This is a genomic window from Streptomyces sp. SID14436 (assembly GCF_010548465.1).
Classification (GTDB): Bacteria; Actinomycetota; Actinomycetes; order Streptomycetales; family Streptomycetaceae; genus Streptomyces.
This window is the reverse complement of record NZ_JAAGMD010000297.1, coordinates 1-16,024: the sequence shown is the minus strand read 5'-3', so window position 1 is coordinate 16,024 and position 16,024 is coordinate 1. Positions and strand designations below refer to the sequence as shown.

Genomic DNA, 16,024 nt, shown 5'->3' with positions numbered 1-16,024 from the left:
CCCGGCGCCGCCCACCCGATGCCGCCGGGGGCCGTGCCGCCGGGCGGTCCGGTGCCCGGGCCGCCGCCCGCCTACGGCTACCCGCCGCAGCCCACGGGGCAGCCGACGGTCGGCCCCGGCTACCAGGCGGTGCTGCGCTACCGCGCGCAGGACGGTTCCGAGCAGCAGCTGATCCGGCGTTCGGCGCCGGGCACGCCGCACCCGGAGTGGCAGATCTTCCACGAGCTGCGGGGCATGAACGTGCCCCCGGACCAGGTGCTGGAGCTGCACACCGAGCTGGAGTCGTGCGAGCTGCCGGGGGCGTACTGCGCGCGGATGATCCGGGAGCAGTGGCCGCAGGCGCGGATCACGAGCATCGCCCCGTACGGCACGGACCACGCGAGCCGGCAGCAGGGCATGCAGCAACTGCTGGCGCACCAGGGCGAGTTGCACCAGGTGGCGGACGGTCCGGCGCGGCCGGCCCCGGTGCGGGCGCCGATCCCTCCGGTGCCGCCGGTGCCTGCGGTGCCGCCGGAGGCGGTCGCGCAGGAGCTGGCGGCGGCGTTCGGTCCGGGCGTGTTCCGGTTCGAGCAGGCGGCGGTGTCCCGGCAGGGCGTGCCGCCGGTCGTGGCGCACACCCTGGTGGTGGCGGGACTGCCGCTGGACATGGGCCCGTTCTTCTGGGCGCAGGCGCAGCCGGGCCGTCCGGTGCCGACGCTGGCGGAGCTGGCGGCGGAGCGGGGGGTGCAGCCCGCGCCGGACGCCGGGTCGTACCTGGTCATGGGCAGCGACTTCGGCAAGGCGCTCTGTGTCCAGTACGGCACGGCGAACATCGTCGCGGTGCCGGTGGAGGCGGGTCCGGGCGGGACGTCCGTGCCGCCGCAGTTCGTGAACACCGGGCTGCTGGAGTTCGCGCGCTGCCTCGCGCTGCTGGGCCGGATGTGGCGGCTGCGGTTCGGGCTGAACCAGGAGCAGGCGGGCCGCTGGACGGTCGACTTCCAGGCGCAGCTGGCCGCGCTGGATCCGGCGGCGCTGGGTTCGCCGGAGAGCTGGTGGTCGGTGCTGCTGGAGCAGATGTGGGACGGGCTGCTGTGAGGCGCCGCCCCTGAGGTGTGACGGGCCGGGCCCGGTCGGCGTTTCCGCCGGCGGGGGTTCAGTTCTTGCGGCGGGCGGCGCCGGCGAGGATCCAGCCCTCGACCTCCTCGTACCGGCGGCGGTGTTCCTCGGAGCGGGCGCGGCCGGAGGCGAGGGTGCCGAGCCAGCCGCAGGCGAAGCCGATGGGGACGGTGAGGATGCCGGGGGTGGTGAGCGGCAGCCAGGTGAAGTCGGCCTCGGGGAAGGCGGACACGGGTGATCCGGAGACGAGGTTGGTGCCCGGCATGAGCAGCAGGACGGCGAGGGTGCCGCCGATGAGGGTGGCGAGCAGGCCGGTGCGGGTGTAGCGGCGCCAGAAGAGGCTGTAGACGAGGGCGGGGGCGATGGCGGAGGCGCCGAGGCAGAACGCCAGGGTGATCAGCGGGTGGAGGCTGCGGTGCTGCACCTGCGTGGCGATGAGGATGGCCGGGGCGCCGACGGCGAGGGCGGACAGGCGGGCCACGGTCATCTCGCGGCGGGCGGACATCTCCCGCACGCGGGAGGCGAAGACGTCGTGGGCGAGGGAGTTGGCGCAGGCGAGGATCATGCCGGCGACGGAGGCGAGCAGGGTGAGGAAGACGGCGGTGGTGACCGTGGTGAAGAGGAAGGTCTCGGCGGTGGACACCTCCGCGCCGAACGCGGCCTGGGAGCCGAGCAGGTAGGCGGTGTTGCCCTGCGGGTCGACCCCGGCGATCGTCTCCCGTCCGATCATGGCGGTGGCGCCGAAGCCGACCACGGTGAGGACGAGGACGAACAGGGCGACGGTGGAGACCGCCCAGGTCATGGAGCGGCGCACCTGACGGGCGCTGGAGGCGGTGTACATGCGCATGGTGACGTGGGGGAGGCAGGCGCCGCCGAGGACGACCGTCAGGTGTGAGCTGATCATGTCCAGGCGGGGGTGGGCGCTGCCGGTGAACTGCAGGCCGGAGGAGAGGAAGGCGTCGCCCACGCCGCTGCGGTCGGCGGCGGCGCCGAACAGGGCTCCGGGGCTCCAGTCGAAGCGGTGCAGGATCAGCGCGGCGACGACGAGGCCGGAGCCGAGCAGGATCACCATCTTCAGGAACTGGATGAGGGCGGTGCCCTTCATGCCGCCGATGGCCGCGTAGCTGATCATCAGGGCGCCCACGCCGATGATGCAGCCGGTCTGCAGGGAATCGCCGGAGAAGCCGAGGATGAACGCCAGGAGCTGTCCGGTGCCGGCGAGCTGGACCACCATCAGGGGCAGCAGCGCGGCGAGGGTGACCGCGCAGGCGGTGATGCGTATGCCGCGTCCGGGCATGCGCCGGGTGAGTGCGTCGCCCATGGTGAACCGGCCCGCGTTGCGCAGGGGTTCGGCCAGCAGGAACATCAGCAGCATCAGGGACAGGGCGGTGCTCAGGGCGAGGACCGTGCCGTCGTAGCCGAAGAGGGCGATGATGCCGCTGGTGCCGAGCACGGTCGCGGCGGAGATGTAGTCGCCGGCGATGGCCAGTCCGTTGCGGAACGGGGAGAGGGAGCCGTAGCCGGTGTAGAACTCGTCGAGGTCGTCGCGGTCGGGGCCGGTCATCACGCACAGCAGCAGGGTGACGGTGGCGACGGCGGAGAACCCGACGAGGGACATGGCCTGGGCGTTTCCGCTGAATCCGGTGTTCATCGCGTCTCCCCCCGGCGGGCGTCGAGCTCGGCCTGCTTGCGGATGAGGTCGGCGAGGGGGTCGACGCGCCGCCGGGCGGTGCGCTCGTACAGGACGATGGCCAGCCAGGTGACCGGGACCTGGACGAGGGCGAGCAGCAGCCCGGCCGGGAGGCCGTCGGTGACCGTGGACGCCATGAAGGAGGGGGCGAACGCGGACAGGACGAGGAAGAGGACGAAGTAGCCGAGCGCGGTGAGGGTCGCCACCCGCCGCTGCCACCGGTAGGCGGTGCGCAGGATCCGCAGGTCGCTGTGGTGGCCGAGGGCCGTCCGTTCCCGGGCGCGCCGGGGCGGCTCCGGCGGGGCGGGCGGCGGCTGCCAGGGGTACGTGGCGTAGGAGGGGGAGGAGGGCGGCGGCGGGGGCGGGGCGAAGGGGTCGTGAGCGGGGCGGGCGGGGACGCCCTGGTGGGGGGAGGACTGCGGGGACCGCGGTGGGGGCGGGTCCCGGTGGGACGTGTACGGATCGAAGGACATCCCGTACTCCTTGCGGGCTCGGGTCCGTGCGGGGACGGCAGGGAGGTGGGGGGTGGGATCGAGCCACGCGCACGTTACCCCCGCGTACCGGGGCGCGCTGCGTTTTGGCCGAACTGTTCGGTCGGTGAGTCCGGGCCGTGCTGACCAGGGGTGTTACCCGCGTTAACTCAGACTTTTGGGTGGGGGCGGCGGCGGTGGCGGACGGTGCGATGCGGTGGGACACGGCCGGTCCGGGGTGCGCGGGGCCGCCCGGCGGAGGCGCGAAAGGCGCGTTCGGCCGGCGGCCGGGCGGGGACCCCCGTACGGGGCAGGAGCAGCCTCAGGCGGTCAGGTCCCGGCGGACGTAGCGCACGCCGGGGCGGCCGGAGAGGACGGTGTCCCCGACGGGCGTGAAGCCGTTGCGGGTCAGGACGCGCAGGGACGCCGGGTTGTCGAGGGTGGTGGCCGCGGTCAGCGTGGTCAGGCCGTAGGACCGGGCGGCGAGCCGGCAGATCTCGGCCACCGCGGCCGTCGCCACGCCCCGGCCGGTGGCGTCCGCGCCCACCCGGTACCCGAGTTCGGCGGAGCCGTCCGCCACGTCGACGAGGTTGACGCGGGCCACGAGCGTGCCGTTCTCCAGCGCGACGTGGAAGTGGCAGACGCCCGCGTCCTGTTCGGCCAGCAGGGCCGCGTGCCGGGCGGCGAAACCGGCGGGCGTGAAGTACGCGTCCCCGCGGTCGGGCACCGTGCGGGCGAAGTGGGCGCGGTGGGCGCGCTCGAAGGCCAGCACGGCGGGCGCGTGCTCCGCGCGGAGGCGCTCCAGCGTCAGGGTGGCCATGCCGGGCAGCCTACGCGGCGGTCAGTCCTTCAGCACGGGGAATTTCCGCGGGGCGAGGAACAGCAGCACCAGGAACGCCAGGGCCGCCGCGCAGGCAGCGCCCAGGTAGACCGTCTGCACGGCGTCGGCGACGGCCCGGCGGGTCGCCTCCGGGACGGTGCCGCCGCCGAGGGGGCCGGTCACCGCGTCCAGGTCGCCCGAGCCGCCGAGGCGGGCGGCCAGGACGCCGTTGGCCACGGCGCCGAACAGGGCCGCGCCGACGGTCTGGCCGGTCTGGCGGCAGAAGAGCACCGACGCCGTCGCGGTCCCGCGCTCCTCCCACGTCACCGACGACTGGACGCCCACCACCAGCGGCAGTTGGAACAGTCCGAGAGCCGCGCCGAGCAGCATCATCAGCAGCATCGGCTGCCAGGCCCGGCCCGGGTAGGGAAGGAGGGGGAACGCGGCGAGGACGAGGGCCGCCGTCCCGATGCCGGCCAGGGCGGTGTTGCGGAAGCCGATGCGCCGGTAGACGTGCTGGCTGAGGGCCGCCGACACGGGCCAGGTCAGGGTCCACACGGACAGCACGAACCCGGCGGCCACGGGGGCCAGTCCGAGGACGGTCTGCGCGTAGGTGGGCAGGAAGACGGCCGGGGCGATCATCAGCAGGCCGAGGGCGCCGAGGGCGAGGTTGACGGCGGCGATCGTGCGGCGCCGCCACACCCAGCCGGGGATGATGGGCTCGGCCGCCCGGCGTTCCACCACGACCACGGCCACCACCAGCGCGAGCCCCGTGCCGAACAGGGCGAGCGAGGGCGTCGACAGCCAGTCCCAGGCCACCCCGCCCTGCACCAGGGCCGTCAGGAGCGCCCCGCCGCAGGCGAACACGGTGAACGCGCCCGCCCAGTCGACGCGCGGCGGGGACGTGGACGCGGGCCGCGTCTCGTGCAGGTGACGGACGATCAGCCACAGGGCGAGCGCGCCGACGGGCAGGTTGACGAGGAAGATCCAGCGCCAGTCGGCGTAGGTGGCGAGGAGCCCGCCCAGGCCGGGCCCGGCGACGGACGAGACCGCCCACACGGTGGACAGCCGGGCCTGGATCCTGGGGCGCTGCTCCAGCGGGTAGAGGTCGGCGGCGAGGGTCTGCACGGTGGCCTGGAGGGCCCCGCCGCCCAGGCCCTGCACGATGCGGAAGGCGACCAGGGCGCCCATGTTCCAGGCCAGGGCGCACAGCAGGGAGCCGGTCAGGAACACGACCGCGCCCGCGACGAGGACGGGTTTGCGGCCGAAGGTGTCGGACAGCTTGCCGTAGACCGGGAGGGTGACCGTGACGGCGAGCAGGTAGCCGGAGAACAGCCAGGAGAAGTAGGAGAAGCCGCCGAGGTCCCCGACGATCTGCGGGACGGCGGTGGAGACGATGGTGGAGTCCAGCGCCGACAGGGCCATGGCCAGCATCAGGGCGGCGACGACGGCCCCGCGCCGGTCGGTGGCGGCCGTGGGTGCGCCGGCGCGGGCCGGCGAACCGGTGCCGCGCACGGCGGGGTCGCCTCCCGGCGGTCTGTGACGGTCGCCCATGTCCCCGTGGTGTCCTTCCCGGCCCCGCCCGATGTGGGTGCCCCTTGCATCTACCTGTTGCGGGACAGCTTCGCATTGACCCTGCCGCAGCGGGAGGGTGCAGTCTGGACCCGCCCGGCGGAGGAAGCGACCCCGAGACGGTCTCCCCCTGAGGGGGGAGGGCCCTTAGGGGTAGCTCCGTAGGACGGCTCGGGGAGGGTTCGTTCCGTCGGAGGACGAGACGGGCCGGGTGGCGTCCTTAACCTGGCTTTACGCCGCTGGGGGGCGGCTGGGCCCAGCAGCGGGGGTGGGGTTTTCCTCAGCAGAAGACTGCGCTGAACACCAGGGCGCCCGACCCCTCCCCGCCGCCAGACTGAAGCACGTCGCACCACGAGAGAGACCAACGGCCGTCCCGCGCACGACGGCGGCCGACGGCACCACCGCACACATCTGCTGACCGACATAGGAGACTTACCGTGACATCGGCTGTGACCATTCCCAGGCACGGGGGTACTGGAGGGCGTACGGCCGTTGCCGCACGGGCGCGGCAGGTCGTGAAGGCGTACGGGTCCGGGGAGACCCGGGTCGTCGCCCTCGACCACGTCGACGTGGACATCGACCGCGGGCGGTTCACCGCGATCATGGGCCCCTCGGGGTCCGGCAAGTCCACGCTGATGCACTGCCTCGCCGGGCTCGACACCGTCACCAGCGGTCAGATCTATCTGGACGAGACCGAGATCACCGGCCTGAAGGACAAGAAGCTGACCCGGCTGCGCCGCGACCGCGTCGGCTTCATCTTCCAGGCGTTCAACCTGCTGCCCACGCTGAACGCGCTGGAGAACATCACGCTGCCCATGGACATCGCCGGCCGCAAGCCCGACAAGGCGTGGCTGGACCGGGTGGTGGAGACCGTCGGGCTCGCGGAGCGGCTCCGGCACCGGCCGACGCAGCTGTCCGGCGGACAGCAGCAGCGCGTCGCCGTGGCGCGGGCGCTGGCGGCCCGGCCGGAGATCATCTTCGGTGACGAGCCGACCGGGAACCTCGACTCCCGGGCGGGCGCGGAGGTCCTCGGCTTCCTGCGCCGCTCGGTGGACGAGCTGGGCCAGACCATCGTGATGGTCACCCACGACCCGGTCGCCGCCTCCTACGCGGACCGCGTGCTGTATCTCGCGGACGGCCGCATCGTCGACGAGATGCACCAGCCGACCGCCGAGCAGGTCCTGGACCGCATGAAGGACTTCGACGCCCGGGGGCGCACGTCATGACCGTCCTGAAGACCTCGATGCGCAACTTCTTCGCGCACAAGGGGCGGATGGCCCTGTCGGCGGTGGCGGTGCTGCTGTCGGTGGCGTTCGTGTGCGGCACCCTGGTGTTCACGGACACCATGTCCACCACCTTCGACAAGCTGTTCGCGGCCACCTCGGCGGACGTCACGGTCAGCTCGAAGACGGCCTCGGACACCGGCGAGACCACCTCCCGCAACGGCAAGCCGCCGGTGATCCCCGCGTCCGTCCTGGACGAGGTGCGCAAGGCGGACGGCGTGCGGGTGGCGGAGGGCACCGTGTTCTCCACCTCGGTGACCGTCGTCGACGCCGACCGCGACGACCTGTCCCCGACCAGCGGCGGACCCACCATCGTCGGCTCATGGAACTCCAACGACGCCCGCACCATGGAGATCACCTCCGGCAAGGCGCCCAAGGGTCCGGACCAGATCATGGTGGACTCCGACACCGCCGACAAGCACGGCCTGGAGCTGGGTGACGAGATCGGGGTGATGAGCGCCGTCGGCACCCACCGCGCCAAGATCTCCGGCATCACCGACTTCACCGTCACCAACCCCGGCGCCGCGATCTTCTTCCTCGACACGAAGACCGCCCAGCAGGCCCTGGTCGGCAAGGGCGGCGTCTACACCAACGTCCAGATCACCGCCGCCGACGGCGTCACCCACGAGCAGCTCAAGAAGAACGTGCGGGCCGAGCTCGGCACCGGCTACAAGGTGCAGACCGCCGCCGAGACCGCGGAGGAGAACCAGAAGGACGTCGAGGGCTTCATGAGCGTCATGAAGTACGCCATGCTCGGCTTCGCCGGCATCGCCTTCCTCGTCGGCATCTTCCTGATCATCAACACCTTCTCCATGCTGGTCGCCCAGCGCACCCGGGAGATCGGCCTGATGCGGGCCATCGGATCCTCCCGCAAGCAGGTCAACCGCTCGGTCCTCGCGGAGGCACTCCTCCTCGGCCTGGTCGGCTCGGTGCTGGGCGTGGCCGCGGGCATCGGGCTGGCGATCGGGCTGATGAAGCTGATGGGCTCCATCGGCATGGAACTGTCCACCAAGGACCTCACCATCGCCTGGACCACCCCCGCGATCGGCCTGTTCCTCGGTGTCGTCGTCACCGTCCTCGCCGCCTACCTGCCCGCCCGCCGGGCCGGCCGGATCTCCCCGATGGCCGCCCTGCGCGACGCGGGCGCCCCCGCCGACGCCCGGGCCGGCTGGGTGCGCGGCATCATCGGCACGGTCCTGACCGGCGGCGGCGCGCTCTTCCTCTACCTGGCGGGCTCCGCCGACAAGGCCACCGAGGGCTCGCTGTGGCTGGGACTCGGCGTGGTGCTGACGCTGGTCGGCTTCATCGCCGTCGGCCCGCTCCTCGCCGGAGGCGTGGTCCGGGTGCTCGGCGCGGTCCTGCTGCGGGTCTTCGGCCCCGTCGGCCGCATGGCGGAACGCAACGCGCTGCGCAACCCGCGCCGCACCGGCGCGACCGGCGCCGCCCTGATGATCGGCCTCGCCCTGGTGGCGTGCCTGTCCGTGGTCGGCTCCTCCATGGTCGCCTCGGCCACCGAGGAACTCGACAAGACGGTCGGCACCGACTTCATCATCGGCAACGACAACGGCGTGCTCCTCACCCCGGAGGCCGTCGCGGCCGTCAAGACCACCCCGGGCCTGGACCACGTCACCGAGTACCGGTGGACCGACGCGGACTTCACCACGCCCGACGGGAAGACCGTCAAGGACTCCTCGATCACGGCCGCCGACCCGACGTACGCGAGCGACCTGCGGGTCGAGACCGTCGCCGGCAAGCTGTCGGACGCCTACCTGCCCGGCGCGATGTCCGTCCACGAGGACTTCGCCAAGGACCACGGCATCACGGTCGGCTCCAAGGTGAAGGTCGCGTTCAAGGACGGCACCGCCGGTGACCTGACGGTCCGCGCGATCACCAGCAGCGAGGGCGTCGTCGACGCCGGGGCGATGTACACGTCGATCGAGACGATGTCCCGGTACATCCCGGCCGACCGGATGCCGCTGAACCAGATCATGTTCGCCTCGGCGAAGGACGGCCAGAAGGACGCCGCGTACACCGCGCTCAAGGAGTCCCTCGACCCGTTCCCGCAGTACAAGGTGCGCGACCAGACCGACTACAAGGAGGCCCTGAAGGACCAGATCGGCCAGCTGCTGAACATGATCTACGGCCTGCTGGCGCTGGCGATCGTCGTCGCGGTCCTCGGGGTGGTGAACACCCTGGCCCTGTCGGTCGTCGAGCGGACCCGGGAGATCGGTCTGATGCGGGCCATCGGCCTCTCCCGCCGCCAGCTGCGCCGCATGATCCGCATGGAGTCGGTCGTCATCGCCCTCTTCGGTGCCCTGCTGGGCCTCGGACTGGGCCTGGGCTGGGGCGCCACCGCCCAGCAGCTCCTCGCCCTGGAGGGCCTGAAGGTCCTCGACATCCCGTGGCCGACGATCATCGGGGTGTTCATCAGCTCGGCCTTCGTCGGCCTCTTCGCCGCCCTCGTCCCGGCCTTCCGGGCGGGCCGGATGAACGTCCTCAACGCCATCGCCACCGACTAGCCGCCGCGCGGGCCGCCCGACCGGCCCCGCACGGCCACCGCCCGCACGACCACCGCACACGGGGGTTGCGGGGGAACATCCGGCGCCGGGAGTCCCACGGGACCCCGGCGCCGGACGCGTGCGCGGGGGCGGAACGGCCGGGCGTCCGGTGCCCGCCCCGGCAGCCCGGCGACTGCGGGACGGGTTCTGGTGACCGTCCCCGCAGCCACCGCGGCCGGTCCCGGGGGCCGGTCCCGGCGCCAGCCCCGTGGCCGAAGGCCCTGGTCACGCGGCATCGGTGCCGGCCTGCCGGGTACCCGGGCCGTCCACAGGGCGCCGCACCCGTGGGTGTGGCGTCGTACGCTGGACACCCCCGGCCCGCAGCGCGCGTCGGGCCCGTCGTGTTGCACACCCCCCGCACGGAAAGCGCCCCGAATGAGCCTGCACGGTCTGCTCGACGCCGTCGTCAAGGACACCGCCCTGGCGGAGGCGATCTCGGCCGCCTCCGACGGCAGCCGCATGCACGTCGACCTGGTCGGCCCCGCCGCCGCCCGCCCCTTCGCGGTCGCGGCCCTGGCCCGGGAGGCCGGCCGCCCCGTCCTGGCGGTGACGGCCACCGGACGGGAGGCCGAGGACCTGGCCGCCGCCCTGCGGTCCCTGCTGCCGCCCGAGGGCATCGTGGAGTACCCGTCCTGGGAGACGCTGCCGCACGAGCGGCTCAGCCCCCGCAGCGACACCGTCGGCCGCCGCCTGGCCGTGCTGCGCCGCCTCGCCCACCCCCGCGCCGACGACCCGGAGACCGGCCCCGTCTCGGTCGTCGTGGCACCGGTGCGCTCGGTGCTCCAGCCGCAGGTCAAAGGGCTCGGCGACCTGGAACCGGTGGCCCTGAGGGCCGGACAGAGCGCCGACCTGGGCGAGGTCGTCGAGGCTCTCGCCGCCGCCGCGTACGCGCGCGTGGAGCTGGTCGAGAAGCGCGGCGAGTTCGCCGTGCGCGGCGGCATCCTGGACGTCTTCCCGCCCACCGAGGAACACCCCCTGCGGGTCGAGTTCTGGGGCGACGACGTCGAGGAGATCCGCTACTTCAAGGTCGCCGACCAGCGGTCCCTGGAGATCGCCGAGCACGGCCTGTGGGCCCCGCCCTGCCGGGAACTCCTCCTCACCGACGAGGTGCGGGAACGCGCCCGGGCCCTCGCCGAGGAGCACCCCGAGCTGGGCGACCTGCTCGGCCGGATCGCCGAGGGCATCGCCGTGGAGGGCATGGAGTCCCTGGCGCCCGTCCTCGTCGACGACATGGAGCTCCTGCTCGACGTGCTGCCCGAGCGCGCGATGGCCGTCGTCTGCGACCCGGAACGGGTGCGCACCCGCGCCTCGGACCTGGTGGCCACCTCGCAGGAGTTCCTGCAGGCGTCCTGGGCGGCCACCGCCGGCGGGGGAGAGGCCCCGATCGACGTGGGCGCCGCCTCCCTGTGGCCCCTCGCCGACGTCCGGGAGCGGGCCCGCGAGCTGGGCATGATGTGGTGGTCGGTGTCGCCGTTCGCCGCTGACGAGGAACTCGACGAGTCCACCCTCAAACTGGGCATGCACGCCCCCGAGACCTACCGCGGCGACACCGCCCGGGCCCTCGCCGACACCAAGGGCTGGCTCGCCGACGGCTGGCGCACGGTCTACGTCACCGAGGGCCACGGCCCGGCGTCCCGCACCGTGGAGGTGCTGGGCGGGGAGGGCATCGCGGCCCGCCTGGAGGGGGACCTCGGCGAGATCGCCCCGTCCGTCGTGCACGTCTCCTGCGGCTGCATCGACCACGGCTTCGTCGACCCGGCGCTCAAGCTGGCCGTGCTCACCGAGACCGACCTGACCGGGCAGAAGGCGTCCGGCCGGGAGGGCGCGCGGATGCCGGCCCGGCGCCGCAAGACCATCGACCCGCTCACCCTGGAGGCGGGCGACTACATCGTCCACGAGCAGCACGGCGTCGGCCGGTACATCGAGATGGTGCAGCGCACCGTGCAGGGCGCCACCCGCGAGTACCTGGTCGTCGAGTACGCGCCCGCCAAGCGGGGCCAGCCCGGCGACCGGCTCTACATCCCCACCGACCAGCTGGAACAGATCACCAAGTACGTCGGGGGCGAGGCCCCCACCCTGCACCGGCTCGGCGGCGCCGACTGGACCAAGACCAAGGCGCGCGCCAAGAAGGCCGTCAAGGAGATCGCCGCCGACCTGATCAAGCTGTACAGCGCGCGGATGGCCGCCCCCGGGCACCCCTTCGGCGCCGACACCCCCTGGCAGCGGGAACTGGAGGACGCCTTCCCCTACGCGGAGACGCCCGACCAGCTCACCACCATCGCCGAGGTCAAGGAGGACATGGAGAAGACGGTCCCCATGGACCGCCTGATCTGCGGCGACGTCGGCTACGGCAAGACGGAGATCGCGGTGCGGGCCGCCTTCAAGGCCGTCCAGGACGGCAAGCAGGTCGCCGTCCTCGTCCCCACGACCCTGCTGGTGCAGCAGCACTTCGGCACCTTCAGCGACCGGTACGCGCAGTTCCCCGTCGTCGTGAAGGCCCTGTCCCGCTTCCAGAGCGACTCCGAGGCCAAGGCCGTCCTGGAGGGGCTGCGGGACGGCTCGGTCGACGTCGTCATCGGCACCCACCGCCTGTTCTCCTCTGAGACCAAGTTCAAGGACCTGGGCCTGGTCATCGTCGACGAGGAGCAGCGCTTCGGCGTCGAGCACAAGGAGCAGCTGAAGAAGCTGCGCGCCAACGTCGACGTGCTGACGATGTCCGCCACCCCCATCCCCCGCACCCTGGAGATGGCGGTGACCGGCATCCGCGAGATGTCGACGATCACCACCCCGCCGGAGGAGCGCCACCCGGTGCTCACCTTCGTCGGCCCCTACGAGCAGAAGCAGATCGGCGCGGCCATCCGCCGCGAACTGCTGCGCGAGGGCCAGGTCTTCTACATCCACAACCGGGTCGAGTCCATCGACCGGGCGGCGGCCCGGCTGCGCGAGATCGTGCCCGAGGCGCGCATCGCCACCGCCCACGGCCAGATGTCGGAGGCGGCGCTGGAGCAGGTCGTCGTCGACTTCTGGGAGAAGAAGTACGACGTGCTGGTGTCGACGACGATCGTCGAGTCCGGCATCGACATCTCCAACGCCAACACCCTGATCGTGGAGCGCGGCGACAACTTCGGCCTCAGCCAGCTGCACCAGCTGCGCGGCCGGGTGGGCCGGGGCCGGGAACGCGGCTACGCGTACTTCCTGTACCCGCCGGAGAAGCCGCTGACGGAGACCGCGCACGAACGCCTCGCCACCATCGCCCAGCACACCGAGATGGGCGCGGGCATGTACGTGGCGATGAAGGACCTGGAGATCCGCGGTGCCGGAAACCTGCTCGGCGGCGAGCAGTCCGGCCACATCGCCGGCGTCGGCTTCGACCTGTACGTGCGCATGGTGGGCGAGGCGGTCGCGGACTACCGGCGGCAGCTGGAGACCGGCGAGATCGAGGAGGAGCCGCCGCTCGAGGTCAAGATCGAGCTGCCCGTCGACGCGCACGTCCCGCACGACTACGCGCCCGGCGAGCGGCTGCGCCTGCAGGCCTACCGGGCGATCGCCTCCGCCAACTCCGAGGAGGACGTCAAGGCGGTCCGCGAGGAACTCGCCGACCGCTACGGCGCGTTGCCGGAGCCGGTGGAGAACCTGCTGCTGGTGGCGGGCCTGCGGATGCTCGCCCGGGCCTGCGGGGTCGGGGAGATCGTCCTGCAGGGCAGCAACATCCGCTTCGCGCCGGTGGAGTTGCGGGAGTCGCAGGAGCTGCGCGTCAAGCGCCTGTACCCGGGCACGGTCATCAAGCCGGCCGCGCACCAGGTGCTGGTGCCCCGCCCGAAGACCGCGAAGGTCGGCGGGAAGCCGCTGGTCGGCCGCGAGCTGCTGGGCTGGGTCGGCGAGTTCCTCACGTCGGTGCTGGGGTCCTGACGGCGCCGGCCGGATCCGGTGCGGGGCCGTCAGGACCCCGGCACCGACGGTCTCCCGGCCCGGTCCCGTCCCGGTCCCGTCCCGGTCCCGTCCCGGTTCCGTCCCTCCCGGAGTCCCGGACCGCCGGACATGCGGGAGGCCGCCCCACGGCCGCGGGCCGTGGGGCGGCCTCCGTTTCACAACTGACACCTGGGGGTCCCGGTCCGATGGCTGCGGGGAGACCTACGGCTCGTCGGTACGGTCGCCTTCCATGCCCAGGCGGCGCTCGGCCTGCTGCTGAGCGGTGTCGACGTGCTTCTCGTGCTTGCCGCCGGTCCTCTCGTTGATCTTCTGTTCCGCGGCGTCGGACGCCTGCTTGGCCTTGTCCTGAGCCGTCTTGTTGCTCTTGAACTTGTCGAAGATGCCCATCCAGGAGCTCCTTCCGAGGTGACTCACCTTCGACCATACGCGCGGCTTGCCCTGAATGCGCACTTTCGCCCAGATGTGGTCTGGACCTCTCCCTCGCTACGGTGGGGCCGGCACCACCGGCCCGCGCGGGCCGGGCACAACAGCACCAGGGAGGGGCCACCGTGACGTGGTACGCGAGGCGGCGGGGCAGAGCAGGAGCAGTCCGGTGGAGCGGGCCGGCCGTGGCCGCGGCCGTCGTCCTCCTGACGGGCTGTGAGGCGCTGGAGGACGTCGACGCCCCGGCACCGGGAGCCGGAGCGGCCGGGGACGGCCGGGCCGTCTCCCCGCTGGACAACCCCGACGGCACCGGGCCCGGCCTCGCCCCCGTGACCGGCGCCGACCGCGAGGAGGCCGCCGCCCTCGTCGAGAAGGTGGCGACCAAGGGCCGCGGCCCGAAGACCGGCTACGCCCGCGACGAGTTCGGCTACGCCTGGATGGACACCGCCGACGGTGTGCCGCTGGCCAGGAACGGGTGCGACACCCGCAACGACCTGCTGAAGCTGCACGGGCGCAACGTCGAGTTCCGCAGCGGCTCCGACTGCGTGGTCGTGGCGATGGACCTGCACGACCCGTACACCGGCAAGGACATCGCCTGGAAGAAGGCGAAGGCCGCCGAGGTCCAGATAGACCACGTCGTGCCGCTCTCCTACAGCTGGCAGATGGGCGCCTCGCGCTGGCCGGAGAGCAAGCGCAGGCAGCTCGCCAACGACCCCCTCAACCTCCTCCCGGTCGAGGGCCGGGCCAACTCCGCCAAGTCGGACTCCGGCCCGGCGGCCTGGCTGCCGCCGAACAAGACGATCCGGTGCGCGTACGCGGTCCGCTTCGCCCAGGTCGCCGTCAAGTACGAGATGCCGGTGACGACGGCCGACAAGGAGATGATGCTGCGCCAGTGCGGCGGCTGACGCGGGGCCGGCCGGGGCCGGTCAGCCCAGCGCGTCCAGGTCGATGACCGGGCCGGACGGCTTGCGGGCGGGGACCGGCTCGTCGAAGGCGCTGAAGGTGACCGACCCCGGCTCCTCGGGGGACGCGTTGTCCAGCCGCAGCAGGTAGGGCTCGCCCTCGGTGGCGACGTAGAAGGTGTAGTCGTCCTTGCCGTCCCGCTCCCTGAGCGTGAGGGCCCGCTTGCCGCCGATCGTCGTGGTCCTGCCGCGGGTGGCGTCGGAGGAACCGTCCTCGGCGCCCCCGAGCATCACGTCGAGGTCGCAGAAGGCGGCGACGTCGTCGGCGTCGGCGCCCTGGACGGACATCTTCGTCCACTTCCCGGCCAGCATCGCGACGGTCGCGTCCACCTGGCCCTTCGGCTCGCCCTCGCTCTGGGCCCGCAGGAACGCCTCGTCGTACTTCATGTAGATGCTGTCGCCGGTCTTGATCAGCTCGGCGGTGCCCTGGTCGTCCAGGCCCAGCGTGCCGGCGCACTCGCCCTTCTTGTTCAGGGACATGTCGATGTGGAGGGTGCCGCCGCTCTCCTCGTCCGGCATGTCGCCCTGCATCCGCAGGGACTCGGCGCCGGTCGTGGCCTTCAGAGCGCGCTCGGCGATCTCGCCGCCACTGAGCCCGGGGAAGGGCTCCTTCTCCCGGTCCGCCCCCTTGGCCGCCCCCTGTGAGCGCGAGCCGGACGGCGAACCGTCCTTCTGCTGGGTGCCACACCCGGTGAGACCGGCGGTGGCCACGGCGGCGAGGCAGACGGCGGCGATTGCGGTGCGACGCATGGGGATCCCCTGATTCGAAGCGATGAGACGACGTGACGGACGGCGTGACGCCGCGGCGGCGCGACGGCGCGACGACGGGCACCTGGCGGACACCGGCACATGGAGAGGTGTGACGACGCGTCGGTGTGCCGGCGCGAGTCGGGCGACGTGACGACGACGTGCATGACGACGTGGCGACGACGACGTGCCAACGGCGGGAGGCGATCCGGCCGTTGTGTTCGTCGGGTCAATGACAGCAGAGCTTGTGAACCGAGTCAACATGGTTCACGTGGAGTGGGTGGCGCACGGCTGTGAAGCTCGGTGGGACCTGTTCATCGGTATGCTCTGCGCCACGCCGCGACGAGGGGAGCCGGGCAGGTGCCGGACACGCAGGGCAGCAGGAGGGTGAGCGGGCCGGACGGGCGGCACGGCGGGAGGCCGGACGACGGCGGGCCGGCCGTGCGCCCGCCCCGGGGCCCGAACCGGCCCGCG

General features: G+C 72.7%; 11 protein-coding genes. 5 read left to right on the top strand and 6 right to left on the bottom strand.

The genetic code is table 11. The features are described 5' to 3' along the window. On the top strand, nucleotides 1–1,074 hold a 1,074-nt coding region (locus tag G3I53_RS10875; RefSeq protein ID WP_239063758.1), incomplete at its 5' end, for an SUKH-4 family immunity protein. Between the two features lie 58 nt (nucleotides 1,075–1,132). Here G3I53_RS10875 and G3I53_RS10870 read toward each other — a convergent pair. The 4 genes from G3I53_RS10870 to G3I53_RS10855 all read right to left on the bottom strand — a co-directional run bounded on the left by G3I53_RS10870 (nucleotide 1,133) and on the right by G3I53_RS10855 (nucleotide 5,629). Next, nucleotides 1,133–2,746, bottom strand: coding sequence for a cation acetate symporter (locus tag G3I53_RS10870; protein ID WP_164334989.1), 1,614 nt, complete (start codon nucleotides 2,744–2,746; stop codon nucleotides 1,133–1,135). After that, nucleotides 2,743–3,258 carry a DUF485 domain-containing protein gene (locus G3I53_RS10865; RefSeq protein ID WP_164334987.1) on the bottom strand — a complete coding sequence of 172 codons (516 nt, stop codon included), beginning with the start codon at nucleotides 3,256–3,258 and terminating at the stop codon, nucleotides 2,743–2,745. Before G3I53_RS10865 ends, G3I53_RS10870 begins: the two co-directional genes overlap by 4 nt. 319 nt (nucleotides 3,259–3,577) lie before the next feature. Beyond that, complete coding sequence (locus tag G3I53_RS10860; RefSeq protein WP_164334985.1) at nucleotides 3,578–4,075, bottom strand: GNAT family N-acetyltransferase; 498 nt, start codon at nucleotides 4,073–4,075, stop codon at nucleotides 3,578–3,580. A gap of 21 nt (nucleotides 4,076–4,096) precedes the next feature. Further along, nucleotides 4,097–5,629, bottom strand: coding sequence for an MFS transporter (locus tag G3I53_RS10855; RefSeq protein WP_164334983.1), 1,533 nt, complete (start codon nucleotides 5,627–5,629; stop codon nucleotides 4,097–4,099). Nucleotides 5,630–6,084: 455 nt separating this feature from the next. Between G3I53_RS10855 and G3I53_RS10850 the strand changes: the two genes are divergently transcribed. The 3 genes from G3I53_RS10850 (at nucleotide 6,085) to mfd (ending at nucleotide 13,397) form a co-directional block, all read left to right on the top strand. Then, complete coding sequence (locus G3I53_RS10850; RefSeq protein WP_164334981.1) at nucleotides 6,085–6,873, top strand: ABC transporter ATP-binding protein; 789 nt, start codon at nucleotides 6,085–6,087, stop codon at nucleotides 6,871–6,873. Further along, on the top strand, nucleotides 6,870–9,449 hold the full coding sequence (locus G3I53_RS10845; protein ID WP_164334979.1) for an FtsX-like permease family protein: 2,580 nt from the start codon (nucleotides 6,870–6,872) through the stop codon (nucleotides 9,447–9,449). Before G3I53_RS10850 ends, G3I53_RS10845 begins: the two co-directional genes overlap by 4 nt. A 414-nt stretch (nucleotides 9,450–9,863) precedes the next feature. Continuing rightward, nucleotides 9,864–13,397: a transcription-repair coupling factor gene (gene mfd / locus G3I53_RS10840; RefSeq protein ID WP_164335457.1), complete on the top strand. Its 3,534-nt coding sequence runs from the start codon at nucleotides 9,864–9,866 to the stop codon at nucleotides 13,395–13,397. A gap of 222 nt (nucleotides 13,398–13,619) precedes the next feature. On the opposite strand, the gene G3I53_RS10835 is transcribed toward mfd, so the two are convergent. After that, entirely contained in the window at nucleotides 13,620–13,805 is a 186-nt protein-coding gene (locus G3I53_RS10835) for an antitoxin (protein ID WP_164335460.1), read from the bottom strand. A 221-nt stretch (nucleotides 13,806–14,026) separates the two neighbouring features. Here G3I53_RS10835 and G3I53_RS10830 point away from each other — a divergent pair, with 221 nt between their 5' ends. Then, nucleotides 14,027–14,746, top strand: a complete 720-nt coding sequence (locus tag G3I53_RS10830) for an HNH endonuclease family protein (RefSeq protein WP_343239798.1) — start codon at nucleotides 14,027–14,029, stop codon at nucleotides 14,744–14,746. Between the two features lie 21 nt (nucleotides 14,747–14,767). Here the strand turns inward: G3I53_RS10830 and G3I53_RS10825 are convergent, their stop codons facing one another. Then, entirely contained in the window at nucleotides 14,768–15,553 is a 786-nt protein-coding gene (locus G3I53_RS10825; protein ID WP_164335464.1) for a hypothetical protein, read from the bottom strand. Nucleotides 15,554–16,024 lie beyond the last annotated feature (471 nt).

Excerpts from the sequence above, each read along its gene's own strand:
- G3I53_RS10865 (WP_164334987.1), bottom strand. The coding sequence starts at position 3,258 with ATGTCCTTCGATCCGTACACGTCCCACCGGGACCCGCCCCCACCGCGG.
- G3I53_RS10845 (WP_164334979.1), top strand. The coding sequence starts at position 6,870 with ATGACCGTCCTGAAGACCTCGATGCGCAACTTCTTCGCGCACAAGGGG.
- G3I53_RS10860 (WP_164334985.1), bottom strand. The coding sequence starts at position 4,075 with ATGGCCACCCTGACGCTGGAGCGCCTCCGCGCGGAGCACGCGCCCGCC.
- G3I53_RS10835 (WP_164335460.1), bottom strand. The coding sequence starts at position 13,805 with ATGGGCATCTTCGACAAGTTCAAGAGCAACAAGACGGCTCAGGACAAG.
- G3I53_RS10855 (WP_164334983.1), bottom strand. The coding sequence starts at position 5,629 with ATGGGCGACCGTCACAGACCGCCGGGAGGCGACCCCGCCGTGCGCGGC.
- mfd (WP_164335457.1), top strand. The coding sequence starts at position 9,864 with ATGAGCCTGCACGGTCTGCTCGACGCCGTCGTCAAGGACACCGCCCTG.
- G3I53_RS10870 (WP_164334989.1), bottom strand. The coding sequence starts at position 2,746 with ATGAACACCGGATTCAGCGGAAACGCCCAGGCCATGTCCCTCGTCGGG.
- G3I53_RS10825 (WP_164335464.1), bottom strand. The coding sequence starts at position 15,553 with ATGCGTCGCACCGCAATCGCCGCCGTCTGCCTCGCCGCCGTGGCCACC.